Here is a 12,173-nt window from a genome sequence, read left to right as displayed (position 1 = left end):
CGGAAAATCGAGTTAGCCTTCGGTCTCGCCTGATGGGAGAGATGGTGGCGCGGGAAAATCTGGGGCTATTCGACACACCGCCCGGCCGGCTGGAAATCCGGCTGGCAGTCGCCATCGTCATCGGGCTTTTCGCTGCTGTCCTAATCATTCTGCCATTTGCCAATATTCCCCTGCCCAGCAGCAACGCCTTTCCACCGTCGATAGACGCGGTGATGTTCGCCGACGAGCTGATCATCGGCGCCCTGCTATATTCCCAGGCCGCCGTGTTTCGGTCGCGAGCGCTGGTCGTACTTGCGTCTGGCTATGTCTTCGCCGCGCTGCTGCTGGTTCCGCACGCCCTGACCTTTCCCGGCGCGTTCAGTCCCGATGGCCTGCTCGGCGCAAAGATCAGCACGGCGGCATGGCTCGCCGTCTTTCGCCGGACCGTCTTTCCTACCGCAATCATCATATACGCCCTGTTGAAACGAACCGACTCCACCGCCCTGGTGGAGGCGGAGCGTTTGCCAGTGCGCGTCCTGCCAGCGGTGTTGGGAGCGATGGCGCTGGCGGTGCTGGCTACTATCCTGGCGACTTCCGGCCACGACTTGCTGCCGCCAATCTTCGTCGATGCGACGCGGGGCGTGTGGACGAGTTTGGTCGTCCTCAACCTGGTCGTCATCGCGCTGTCGGCGACGGGGCTGTATCTGCTCTACCGCCAGAAGCGGTCGGTGCTCGACATGTGGCTGATGGTCGCGCTCGCCGCCTGGCTGGCCCAGTCCCTGCTCAACATGCCGCTTTATGCCCGCTTCACGCTCGGCTTCTATTGCCTGTTCGGAATGATGCTGGCTTCGAACCTGATCGTCATGCTCGCGTTGATCGCCGACTCAAACCGCCTCTACGCGCGGCTTGCCTTGTCCACGGCGGCGCGCGATCGGGAGCGCGATGCACGACTGATGTCGATGGACGCGGTGGCGGCCGCCATCGCCCATGAGGTCGGACAGCCGCTTGCCGCCGCCAAGCTCAGCGCATCGGCCGGCCTCAGCTGGCTCGACCGTGAGCAGCCGGACACGGCCCGGGCAGCCCAGTCGATGCGCGAAACGATCGACGCCGGCAATCGCACCTTCGAGGTGATCAAGAGCATCCGCGCGATGTTTTCCGCGGAGTCCGGATCGATCAGCGAAGTCGACCTTAACGAGCTGGTGCGCGAAACCGCCGCGCTGCTCGACCGGGAAATGGGCGTCCACCGGGTTTCGCTGCAGCTTTCGCTGGACGATGACCTGCCGCCGATCCTCGCCAACCGGGTCCAGTTGCAGCGGGTGCTGATCAACCTCCTCACCAACGCCATCGAATCCCTCAGCACGACCAGGCGGCGGGCCCGGACGATCGCGATCAAATCGGAGCGATCGGGCGGCAGGTTGCAGCTTGAAGTCAGCGATTCCGGCGGCGGCATCGCCCCCGCCAAGCTGGCCAGCATCTTCGATCCTTTCTTCACCACCAAGTCGACCGGGACCGGGCTTGGCCTCTCGCTGTCCCGGACGATCATCGAGGAACTTGGCGGAAAAATATCGGCCGCGCCTGGCAAGCTCCACGGCGCGACATTCAACATACAATTGCCGATCCGCTCGACAGTGACCGCTGTCCGGGGCTCGCCAATTGCCTGAGGAAGCGCGGGTCGCCATCCGTCCCGCAATCCCTGGCGACGCCGGGGCAGTCGCGGCAATCTACGCCCACCACGTCGCCCACGGCACGGCGTCGTTCGACACGCTGCCGCGGACGCCTGAGCAAACGGCCGCAAGGATCGCGGAATGTATCGATCGTGGCTGGCCGTTCCTCGTTGCCGAAGAATCCGGGGTTGTCGTCGGCTATGCCTACGTCACCCAGTTTCGCGACCGTCCGGCCTATCGCACGACTTGCGAAAACAGCATTTATATTGCCCCGGCCAGCATCGGTCAGGGTGTCGGCCGGCGGCTGCTTGCCGCGTTGATCGAAGCTGCCGAGCTTGCCGGTTTCCGCCAAATGATCGCGGTTATTGGCGGCGCCGAACCGGCGTCCGTCGCGCTGCATTCCAGGGCCGGCTTCGTGGAGTCCGGCCGGATGCGCTCGGTCGGGCGGAAGCACGGCCGCTGGCTCGACACGCTTTACATGCAGTTGGCGGTGGGAAGCGGCGATTCAATTCCGCCGGAGGTCGAGCCATGATCTGCGGCCAGGCCGCTATTTCGCCGGCTGCTGCCCTCCCGAAGGATCCGGGACCGTCACGTAAACCACCGTGTCGCCCTCATACTGCGGCTGGTAATAGACGCCGCCGCAATAATAATAGTTGATGTCGTTCCAATAGTAGGGCGGGCATCCAACCGGCAGGTAATAATAGGTCGAGCCGATCGCCACCGCGCCGGCGATCGCGCCGATCGCGATCCCGGCTGCGATAGGGTGATCGACCCATCCGCCTCCGCCGTCGCTGCATTTCGGGCAATCGGGCCGCCACGCCGTGCCTCCGCCCCCGCTCCCTGGCCGGTCGGCGGGAAGTTGTGAAGCCGATCCGCCGCCACCGGGCCGGTCGGCGGGAAGTTGCGTGCCGCCGCCGCCGCCGGGACGGTTGGCTGGAAGCTGCGAGGCCGACCCGCCGCCACCGCCGGGACGGTTGGCGGGAAGCTGGGAAGCCGATCCGCCGCCGCCGCTGGGCACCCTGGTCATCGAGTCCCAATTGGTGCCCCGGGAACCGCTCGGGCCGTCCAGCCCGGACGGCTTGTTGTCCAGCCCCGAAGGTTTGCTGTAACTACCGCTGCGGCTGAACGAACCGCCTGAACTGTAGCTGCCCGATCCGCGATCGTAGGAGCCACGGCCGAAGTCGCTGCCGCGGCTCATGCTGGTCGATCCGCCGCCGCGAAAGCCCCCGCCGCCGCGAAAACCCCCGCCGCCGCCGCGTCCGCCGCGGGCCTCGATGTCGGCGGCGACCGACACCAGCAGCGCCAGCAAGGCGCCGTACCGAGCCGCGCGGAACCAGGCCGACTTGCGCTGCTTTCGACTATTGCTCGCCCGAACGTCCATCTGTCCTCCTGCTGGACTGAATTGAGGGAGGTCAACCCGCGCCAGACAGCAGTTGGCGGGCGCATGCTATCGGTATTTTCCCGAAAAAATGTCCGCGCGAAATCCGCTGAATTTCACTTAATGCGACAGGCCATCCCTAACTTCGGATAACTGTGACTCCGCGCGGCGATTGATATCGTTGCGCGTCCGTTTTCCCTTGGGGAGCGTCGGCTAAGGGGGTCGCGCTTTTCTAATCGGGGGGCAAAAGACGGATGGAAGTCCCCGGTCGGCCCCCGACGACCGGGGTCTTTCGTCTCACCATGAGCAACCGAGCGCTTGAGCGCCTATTTCGCTGCCCTGCGCACCAACTCCCCTTCCCCCAAAAAGCGTGGGACCGGCCTCGTGGGGTTACGAGGCCGGTCCCGGCGCGAACGCGCTGACCCATTTGGTTGGGGGGATTGGAAGGGCGGCTCCACAGGGGGTGAGAGCCGTCTTCACATGAGGCAGCGCGGCCCCGCGCCTAGCTCGACGCAACCTCCAGCCTGGCTTCCATGCGGATCGCCCGGGCAATATTGTCGTAATTGGGCGAGGTCGCCTGCACCTCGGCGTGGATCTCGGCAAACTGCTCGGCCGTGCCGTCGCCGGCGATCCGCACGATATATTCCAGCTTCGGATAGCCCGGCGGAACCGCTTCGCTCAGCGCGAAGAAGCCGCGCAGGTCAAGCGTGCCCTTGGTCTCGATCTCCAGGCTGTAGAGATTGATGCCGCGCTTGGCCGCTCCGGCGACATAGCCGACGGTCATGCAGGCGTTGAGCGCCGCCATCAGCAGCTCCTGCGGGTTGGGCGCCTCGTTGCTGCCGAGGATTTCCTCGGGCTCGTCGGCCTTGATGACATAGTCGCGGACGACGACGTCGCCGTTGCCGAAGCGGATCGGGCCGACCTTGCTATTGCTGCGGAACTGGCCGTCCCACTTGGTGGTCACTTCGAAACCGAGCGCCGGGGTGACCGCGGCGTCCTCGACCAGCTTGGTCAGCCTGTCGAGGTCAATATCGTTGACGATGGCCTTTTGTACGGGATTCAACATGGTCATTCTCCTTTAAGGGGTTGGGTTCACGAAAATTTGGGGGCGAGCTCGTCGATCCGCGCGAGCTGGTTCAGCGACAGCGCGCCGAGGGCCTTGCGGAACTCCTTGTGGACCAGGCCTGAGCCCAGATAGGTCCACCGCAGCGCCTGGTGCTGCAGCTCGATCAGCTCCAGCCGGTCCGCCTCGCTCGGCCGCGGGCCGATCTTGGCCTCCAGCGCGTCGAGGTTGAACTTGGCCTGCTGGCGGCAGCCGAGGTCGAAGAAGCCGACGATCGCCATAAAGCCGTCGACCGCCTGGTGAAGCTCGGCCTCGGTCTTGCCGGCGGCCAGCGCCTCGACCATCAACGTGTCGAGCTTGGCGTGCTGGGATTCCTCGATCCAGTGGCAGCGCAGCAGGTTGGCGAACAGCGGGTCGAGCTCTGTTTCGCCGCGGACGCTGTCGACATAGTGGCTCTGGGTCATCCACTCGATCATCAGCACGAACAGCGCGATGCTCAGCGGGTCATTGCCCAGCACGAACTCGGCGACCGCTTCCGGCGGGCCGATCATCGAGCAATCGGAACCAAAGCCTTGCGTGAATGCCTGGTGGAACCGGCGGAACAGCTGGATGTGCTTGGCCTCCTCTGCCGCGAACTGCAGCAGCGCGCGCACCCGGACATCGTCATTGTCGGGCAGGTCGGCACGGACATGGTCCAGCACGAACGGCAGGATGAATTCCTCGACCAGCCCGAACAGGCTCAGATATTCATGCGCGCGGATATGGTTGAGCGTCAGCCGCTCTTTCGCCGACAGCATGTACAGCCGGTCGGTCCGCGCCAGATTCTCCGGCATGAACGGCTTGGAGAAATCGAGCGTCGCGTCGGGGCCGATGACATCGTCAATCTGCCACGCGGCGCGGTTCGATGCCGCCAGGATCGTCGGATATTGGAAATCGTGAAACATGACCTCGCCCCCCTTACGCTGCGATCAATGGGAAGAGCGCGGCACCGAACGACAGGCCAGCGAACATCAGCGCGCCGAACGCGCAAGCCAGCTGGTCCTGGCTTTTGACATTGGAAAACATCTTATTTGCTCCCTTGTGTTGGACGGGCCCTAATTTCCGCCCTTGGGAGCCATCTGCCGGTCGATGGTGTGAGAAGACGTTGGAAAAAGCGTTGGAAACGACCGTTTGAACCGCCTAGTGGCGTTTCCACGGTTGGGGCCCACAGGAGGGGGTCCATCAGATGCAGTTGCGATTGCTTGGACCGATGGCGGTGGTCGCGGACGGGAAGGCCATACCCCTCCCCGCGTCGCGCAAGACTCGCGCCCTGCTCGCCTACCTCGCCGCCGAAGCCAAGCCGGTCCGCCGCGAACGCCTGACCCATTTGTTCTGGCAAATGCCCGACGATCCGCGGGGGGCTCTGCGTTGGAGCCTCAGCAAGCTGCGCGGTCTGCTTGGCGATGCGATTGTCGCCGACCGCGAGACCGCCGCGCTCGATCCCGCCGGCCTCTCCATCGATTACATCGCGCTGAAGGAAGCGGCCGCGAACCTTGCCGCCACATCGACCGAACAGCTCCAGCAGATCGGCGCCACTGCCTCGGGCCTGTTCCTGTGCGATCTCGACCTGCCCAATTGCGACGATTTCAACGCCTGGCGCATCGCAACTTGCGAGGACAGCCGATCCTGGCTCGACAAGGTCTGCGCCGAACTGGTCACCCGCGACCTGCCGCCCGACGAATTGCTGCCCCATGTCCGCGCCTGGGTCGAACGCTCACCGCACGATGCCGAGCCGGCGGAAGCTCTGGTCCGCCTGCTGGTCGCCGCCGGCCGCGATGATGAGGCCGAGCAACAGCGCGCGCTGCTCATCCGCCACCTCGCCGAGGCCGGCATTCCCGCCAGCGCGGCGCTGCGCGAACAGCCGGCGATTCCGCTCAAGTTGGAGGAGCAGGAACTCGGCGCGCCCGCCATCCTCAAGCAGGAAATACGCTTCTGCACCGCCAGCGACGGCACCAGTCTAGCCTATTCGGTGACCGGCGCCGGGCCACCGCTGGTCAAGGCGGCCAACTGGCTAAACCATCTTGAGGCGGACCTTCACAGCCCCTTGTGGAAACATTGGATCCGCGCCCTCACCGCGATTCGCTCGGTGTGGCGCTATGACGAGCGCGGCAACGGCCTTTCCGACTGGAATGCGCCGCTCAATTTCGACGCCTTCGTCAACGACCTCGAAAGCGTGGTCGACGCCGCCGGGCTCGATCGCTTCGACTTGCTGGGGATCAGCCAGGGCGCGGCGGTCGCCATCACTTATGCGGTCCGCCATCCCGAACGGGTCCGCAAGCTCCATTTGTGGGGCGGCTATGCGATCGGCTGGAAACATCGCGGCGACCCGGCCGAGATCGAGCGGCGCGAGGCAATGCTGGAGCTGACCCGCCACGGCTGGGCGCTCGACAATCCCGCCTACCGGCAGATGTTCACTTCGCTCTACCTGCCCGAAGGCAGCGAGGAGCAGGAGGATTATTTCAACGAGATGCAGCGCACCACCACCTCGGCGGAAAATGCGGTCGCGCTGCAGCGGGTGTTCGCCGACATCAACGTCGGCGATCTGCTCGCCAAGGTTACCACGCCGACCCTGGTCGGCCACGCCACGCGCGACGCGGTCGTGCCCTTCTCCGCCGGCCGGGCGATCGCCGCCCGCATCCCCGGCGCGCAGTTCATTGCGGTCGAAAGCCCCAACCATTTGCTGCTGGAAACCGATCCCGGCTGGCCGAAATATGCCCGGGTGGTCGAGGAATTTCTGGAGAGCTAGTTCTCCCTAATCGTCACCCCGGCGCGAAAGCCGACCTTCGCCATAATCGTCATTCCCCCCCCACAAATACGACGGGCGGCCCCTGTCCTGAGGGCCGCCCGTCTACCGCAGGCCGGAACGCGATGCAGCAGGCCGGTACAGGGAAACCGGCCGCGCCCCGGCCGGGGATCAGAACTCGCCGGCGAAGCCGACCCGGGCTCCATTATTCTTGTTGCCGGCAAATGAGACGCCCAGGCTGACCGCCATCGCATTCTCGGTATTCAGCCGGTACATCATCGACGCGCCGCCGGCATATTCGCCGCGGAACATCGCGCCATTGACCGCATAGCTGATGCCGCCCGGGTTCGACGGCATCGGCGCCTGGGTCATGGCCATGGCGGCCGCGATGCCCTGCTGCGCGTCGTTGCGGTCCCGCGACCGCAGGTCGAACAGCGTGCCGATGTCGTCCTGCACGGCCGCAAGCCCGTTGTTGAAGTTGCCGACGGCCGCATTGAGCTGCGCCACGTTGACCGCATCGGTCGCCAATACGCCGTTGGCGACTCCGCCGATCGTCCGTCCGCCGACGTTCACCTGGTTGGCGGCAGTGTTGGCAGTGCCGTTTCCAAGCGCGATGGAATTGGCGAAACCGGCGGTGCTGGCGCCCTTGCCGATGGCGATCGAGCCAGCGCCGGAAGCGACCGCGCCATTACCGATTGCGGTCGAGTTGTCGCCCGACGCGGCTGCCCCGTTGCCAAGCGCGGTTGACGCAGCGCCGGTCGCCTGTGTCTGGTTGCCGACCGCGACGGACTGCGCACCGGTCGCGTTCGCCCTCCAGCCAAAGGACTGCGATCCGGCGCCCGACGCCACGGCTTCGCCGCCGATCGCGGTCGAATGGAAGCCGCTGGCATTGGCCTTGTCGCCGAATGCCGCCGAATCCTCGTTGGTCGCCTGGGCGCGGTTACCGACCGCGACCGACTGCAGGCCGGTGGCATTGGCCAGGATGCCGACCGCGGTCGAGCTTTCGCCCGATGCGCTGGCGCTGGTGCCAACCGACGTCGACTCAAGGCCGGTGGCAAAGGCGGCGTTGCCGAGCGCGGTCGCACTGCTGGCGTTCGCCTTGGCGTCGGCGCCAACCGCCGTCGTGTCGGATCCGGTGGCAATGGACCCGCTGCCGAAGGCCGTCGCGTCCGCACCGGTAGCATTAGATCCCGTTCCGACCGCGGTTGCTTCATTGGCGGCACCGCTGCCGTCGGCGTGGGCATTGGGGCCGCAGGCCAGGTCGCCCGGGTCGACAGCGGTCGCGCCGCCGGTGTCTTCCGATCCGGCCGCGCCGGCTATTTCACAGACGGACTGGGCCTGGGCCGGGGCTGACATCGTCAGCACGGCGCCTAGCGCGATCGCCGGACCGGCGATCAACATGTTCATTCGCATTTTCGATTTCCTTTTAAGCTGTTCGGGTGGCCGCCGGATGGGGACGCCGGCACGCAGCAAGGAAATGCGGCCGCAAGCGGCTGGCCCGATAGTTCACCGATTGGAGCAACCCACTACAGGATGTGGAGCCCGGCAGTTCCGGATCGGAGTCCGTCCGATCCCGATTAGCCTTGGACTTCAATGAGTAAGCACCGGTTCAGCGACCGGACTCACCGAACATCCGATATCTGTGATCGATAAAATTATTCAAAAATTACGTTTTAATCGGACGTTCCAACGCTTTTTACCACGCCTGCTCCCACGGTCGCCTGCCATTCGGCAGGGAGGGATGCACGATCTCAATCAATAGGCATGGAGCGGACTATGGCCCGAACCGGGGGGAAATTCTTGTGAAATATGGTCAATTTTGTCCGGTCGCGAAGGCGACCGAAATTCTCGGCGAACGCTGGACGATCCTCATCCTGCGGGAGCTTCTGATGGGGGGCCGCCGCTTCAACGAACTGCAACGCGGGCTTGGCGACATCTCGCCGTCGCTGCTCACCAGCCGCCTCAAATTGCTGGAGGATCGAGGTATTGTCGCGCGTCGCCGGATTGGTGGACAGCGCGGCCATGAATATTGTCCGACCATGGCCTGCGAGGCCTTGCTGCCGGTGCTCATCGCGATCGGCGAATGGGGGTTGAACTGGACCCGCGAGATGCTGGTCGAAGAGGACTTCAACCTGGATTTCCTGATGTATTATCTGGAACGGAGCGTCGATCCCAGCAAACTGCCTGGCGATCACAGCGTCATTCGTTTCAAGTTCACCGACATGACGGAACAGCGCAACTGGTGGCTGCGGGTCGATCTGCAGGTTGTCGAGGTATGCCTCACTCCGCCGGCCCACGACGTCGACGTTTATTTCACCACCACCGTCCGGACCATGCATGACGTCTGGATGGGCGATCGATCCTATCGCGACGCGGTGCGATCCGGCGACCTGATCATTCAGGGAGAACCGGCGTTGACCCGCAACGTCAGCAGCTGGCTGCGACCGAGCGTCTTCGCCGAATCCGATCGAGCGCCGGTGCCGCATTCGATCCCGCGAGCCGCCTGACCTGCAGCCAAAAAAGGGGCTTGGGTCGGCGCCGCGCCGGCGTCAGAATCTTACCGATACGCCTGCATATATTTCAATGTCGGCTGTATTTCGGTTGAGGCCCATGTTCGCACCGAGGTCCAGCTGCAGCCGATCCGTCGCCAGATAGGCAATTGCAACATCGGCCGACGCCAGCGTGACCGTGTCGGCCGGATCGAAATTGGTCATGGCCCACAGCTCGCCATAAAGCGTGACGCCGTCCGCGATCGGCCCGGACAGGTTGACGATGTTGACGATTGCGACGTGCCGGCCATGGCCGTCGCTATCGGCCAGCAGGTCCAGTTCGGGGCCAAGCACGACCGTCAGTGGGCCGCCGGTCGCGAAGCTGACCGGCACCCCCAGACCCCCCTCGACCTTGCCATTGCCGATGTCCTGGTCCGCCGTCGGCAATTTGATGAAAGGGATCGCGGCCACCTGTACCGGCGCTTTGTCGCCCGTCAGCCGACGCTTGTATCGCATGGTCACGTCGCCGACTGTGGAAGCGCTCGATTTGATCCCGCCTGAACGGGCCTCAACCTGGACAAAGGGCACGAAGCCCAGTTGCAGGTCGGATCGGTCCGACAGGCCATACTTCACCACCGTCGACCCCAACGTCAGCGTCCTTGTCGCGGTGCCATCCACCTCAGTGCGCGCCCAGGCGACCGGAGAGCTTTCCAGCTGCCACTGGCCGACCGGGACCGCGCAGACCGCATTGGCCTTGGCCGGTCGGTCGGTACAGATTGGCGCTTCTTCCGCATCGGCCGGCGATATGACGGCGAACGCAGCCAGCGCGCCGCAGAAAATGGCGCGCATGGTCAGATCTCCAGCTGAGACCCAAGCTCGACTACCCGATTGGTCGGCAGCTTGAAGAATTCCATCGCGCTTTCGCTATTCTTGTTCATCCAGGCAAACAGGCGCTCGCGCCACAGCGCCATTCCTGGCCGCTTGGACGCGATCAGCTTCTGGCGGCCAAGGAAGAAGCTGGTGGTCATCAGGTTGAACGGCGCGCCGGCCAGCGGCGTATTCGCGAGGTCGTGAGGCACGTCGATCTCGTCCATGAAGCCGTAGCGCAGCACGACACGGTTGAAGCCTTCGCCATGGCGCGTGACGACCGAGCGCTTTTCCGGCGGCCAGTGCGGCACCTCCTCAATCTGCACGGTCAGGATGACAACGCGCTCGTGCAGCACCTGATTATGCTTGATGTTGTGCAGCATCGCCGACGGGATGGTCTCCGCGCTCGACGCCATGAACACCGACGTTCCGCGAATTCGATGCAGCGATCCGGCGGTCGACTTGATGAATACCGCCAGCGGTATTGCGCCTTCCGCCAGCCGCTCCCGCATGATCCGGCGCCCTGAGGACCAGGTTGTCAGCACCACGAACACGACCGCGGCAACCAGCAGCGGAAACCAGCCTCCGTCGACGAACTTGGTCAGGTTGGACGCGAAATAGACGCCATCGATGACCACAAACAGGCCGATAACCGGCCACGCCACGATCGGCTTCCACTTCCAGATGCGGAACATGGCAACCCCGACCATGCAGGTGGTGATGAACATCGTGCCGGTGACCGCGATACCGTAGGCGGCGGCGAGGCCGGTCGATGCCTGGAAGCCGACCACCAGCAGCACCACCGCCACAAGCAGCGTCCAGTTGACCACCGGAATGTAGATTTGCCCTGCCGCCTTGGCGCTGGTGTGAAGGATCGACAGCCGGGGCAGGAACCCCAGCTGGATGGCCTGGCGGGTGACCGAAAAAGCGCCGGAGATCACCGCCTGGCTGGCGATTATCGTTGCCAGCGTAGCGATGCCGACCAACGGCAGGCGGGCCCACTCCGGAGCCATCAGGAAGAACGGGTTGCTGACCGCTTGCGGGTTGCCGAGCAGCAGGGCGCCCTGGCCAAGATAGTTGAGCGTCAGGCAGGGATAGACCAGCGTCAGCCAGCTGATCCCGATCGCCTTGCGGCCGAAATGCCCCATGTCCGCGTAAAGCGCCTCGGCGCCGGTCACGGCCAGCACCACGCTGCCCAGCGCCAGGAATGCGGTTCCCGGGTCCACCTCGAAAAAGCGCACCGCCCAAACCGGATTGAGGGCACCCAGTATCTCGGGACGCGCCATGATGTTTGTGACCCCAAGCACCGCCAGGGTCGCAAAATACACCAGCACCACCGGGCCGAATATCGCTCCGACCCGGGCCGTGCCGCGTGCCTGGATCAGGAACAGCCCGATCAATATGCCGACCGACACAGGAAGGATCAGCGGCGCCAATCCCGCTTCGGCCACTGCAAGCCCTTCGACCGCCGACAGCACCGAGATGGCCGGCGTGATGATCGCATCGCCATAGAATAAAGCTGCGGCGAGCACACCCATCGTCACCAGGCCGGCGGTCCATTTGCCGCCCTCGACGGTGCGCGAGATCAGGGCGAGCAACGCGAATGAGCCGCCCTCGCCCTTATTGTGCGCGCGCATTGTGACGGCGACATATTTGAACGTCACCACCATCATCAGCATCCAGAACACCAGCGACAGCACGCCGAAAATATGGACCGGGTCGGCGGCCAGCGGATGCGGCCCGATGAAGCTTTCCTTCATCGCATAAAGCGGCGACGTACCGATATCGCCGAACACCACGCCGATCGCGCCGAGCATAAGCGTCGGCAGCGGTTCCTTGGGTAGCTGCGGGGCTGTTTCAACGGGCTCGGCCGTTACGCTGATATTATTCATGCCAGCGGAAATGGATGCCGAGGGCATAAAGATTCCATGTGGATTGCATGGGAGAGGCG

10 protein-coding genes are annotated in these 12,173 nt (G+C 64.5%); 4 read left to right on the top strand and 6 right to left on the bottom strand.

Annotated features, from left to right (window positions below):
• Nucleotides 1–32: 32 nt before the first annotated feature.
• Nucleotides 33–1,640: an MASE4 domain-containing protein gene (locus LZ518_RS01780; protein ID WP_249914335.1), complete on the top strand. Its 1,608-nt coding sequence runs from the start codon at nt 33–35 to the stop codon at nt 1,638–1,640.
• Nucleotides 1,633–2,175, top strand: coding sequence for a GNAT family N-acetyltransferase (locus LZ518_RS01775; RefSeq protein ID WP_249914334.1), 543 nt, complete (start codon nt 1,633–1,635; stop codon nt 2,173–2,175). The genes LZ518_RS01780 and LZ518_RS01775 overlap by 8 nt, the downstream gene beginning before the upstream one ends.
• A 15-nt stretch (nt 2,176–2,190) precedes the next feature.
• On the opposite strand, the gene LZ518_RS01770 is transcribed toward LZ518_RS01775, so the two are convergent.
• The 3 genes from LZ518_RS01770 to LZ518_RS01760 all read right to left on the bottom strand — a co-directional run bounded on the left by LZ518_RS01770 (nt 2,191) and on the right by LZ518_RS01760 (nt 5,028).
• Nucleotides 2,191–3,024 (bottom strand): hypothetical protein, encoded by an 834-nt coding sequence (locus tag LZ518_RS01770; protein WP_249914333.1) that lies wholly within the window; start codon nt 3,022–3,024, stop codon nt 2,191–2,193.
• Between the two features lie 499 nt (nt 3,025–3,523).
• Nucleotides 3,524–4,087: an OsmC family protein gene (locus LZ518_RS01765; RefSeq protein ID WP_249914332.1), complete on the bottom strand. Its 564-nt coding sequence runs from the start codon at nt 4,085–4,087 to the stop codon at nt 3,524–3,526.
• A gap of 26 nt (nt 4,088–4,113) precedes the next feature.
• Nucleotides 4,114–5,028 carry a diiron oxygenase gene (locus LZ518_RS01760; RefSeq protein WP_249914331.1) on the bottom strand — a complete coding sequence of 305 codons (915 nt, stop codon included), beginning with the start codon at nt 5,026–5,028 and terminating at the stop codon, nt 4,114–4,116.
• Between the two features lie 281 nt (nt 5,029–5,309).
• On the opposite strand from LZ518_RS01760, the gene LZ518_RS01755 reads away from it, so the two are divergent.
• Nucleotides 5,310–6,869 (top strand): bifunctional AfsR/SARP family transcriptional regulator/alpha/beta hydrolase, encoded by a 1,560-nt coding sequence (locus LZ518_RS01755; RefSeq protein WP_249914330.1) that lies wholly within the window; start codon nt 5,310–5,312, stop codon nt 6,867–6,869.
• Nucleotides 6,870–7,037: 168 nt separating this feature from the next.
• Here LZ518_RS01755 and LZ518_RS01750 read toward each other — a convergent pair whose 3' ends face one another.
• Nucleotides 7,038–8,273 (bottom strand): hypothetical protein, encoded by a 1,236-nt coding sequence (locus tag LZ518_RS01750; RefSeq protein WP_249914329.1) that lies wholly within the window; start codon nt 8,271–8,273, stop codon nt 7,038–7,040.
• Nucleotides 8,274–8,668: 395 nt separating this feature from the next.
• Between LZ518_RS01750 and LZ518_RS01745 the strand changes: the two genes are divergently transcribed.
• Complete coding sequence (locus LZ518_RS01745; protein ID WP_249914328.1) at nt 8,669–9,373, top strand: winged helix-turn-helix transcriptional regulator; 705 nt, start codon at nt 8,669–8,671, stop codon at nt 9,371–9,373.
• Between the two features lie 42 nt (nt 9,374–9,415).
• Here the strand turns inward: LZ518_RS01745 and LZ518_RS01740 are convergent, their stop codons facing one another.
• Nucleotides 9,416–10,204 (bottom strand): transporter, encoded by a 789-nt coding sequence (locus LZ518_RS01740; protein ID WP_249914327.1) that lies wholly within the window; start codon nt 10,202–10,204, stop codon nt 9,416–9,418.
• Between the two features lie 2 nt (nt 10,205–10,206).
• The gene (locus LZ518_RS01735) at nt 10,207–12,114 is read right to left on the bottom strand and encodes a potassium transporter Kup (protein ID WP_431358205.1); all 1,908 of its coding nucleotides are present in this window, start codon (nt 12,112–12,114) and stop codon (nt 10,207–10,209) included.
• Nucleotides 12,115–12,173 lie beyond the last annotated feature (59 nt).

The organism is Sphingomonas brevis, assembly GCF_023516505.1.
Lineage (GTDB): Bacteria > Pseudomonadota > Alphaproteobacteria > Sphingomonadales > Sphingomonadaceae > Sphingomicrobium > Sphingomicrobium breve.
The sequence above is the reverse complement of the archived record's forward strand: the minus strand, read 5'-3'. Positions and strand labels throughout refer to the sequence as shown.

Excerpts from the sequence above, each read along its gene's own strand:
- LZ518_RS01750 (WP_249914329.1), bottom strand. The coding sequence starts at position 8,273 with ATGAACATGTTGATCGCCGGTCCGGCGATCGCGCTAGGCGCCGTGCTG.
- LZ518_RS01740 (WP_249914327.1), bottom strand. The coding sequence starts at position 10,204 with ATGCGCGCCATTTTCTGCGGCGCGCTGGCTGCGTTCGCCGTCATATCG.
- LZ518_RS01735 (WP_431358205.1), bottom strand. The coding sequence starts at position 12,114 with ATGAATAATATCAGCGTAACGGCCGAGCCCGTTGAAACAGCCCCGCAG.
- LZ518_RS01765 (WP_249914332.1), bottom strand. The coding sequence starts at position 4,087 with ATGTTGAATCCCGTACAAAAGGCCATCGTCAACGATATTGACCTCGAC.
- LZ518_RS01780 (WP_249914335.1), top strand. The coding sequence starts at position 33 with ATGGGAGAGATGGTGGCGCGGGAAAATCTGGGGCTATTCGACACACCG.
- LZ518_RS01760 (WP_249914331.1), bottom strand. The coding sequence starts at position 5,028 with ATGTTTCACGATTTCCAATATCCGACGATCCTGGCGGCATCGAACCGC.
- LZ518_RS01755 (WP_249914330.1), top strand. The coding sequence starts at position 5,310 with ATGCAGTTGCGATTGCTTGGACCGATGGCGGTGGTCGCGGACGGGAAG.
- LZ518_RS01770 (WP_249914333.1), bottom strand. The coding sequence starts at position 3,024 with ATGGACGTTCGGGCGAGCAATAGTCGAAAGCAGCGCAAGTCGGCCTGG.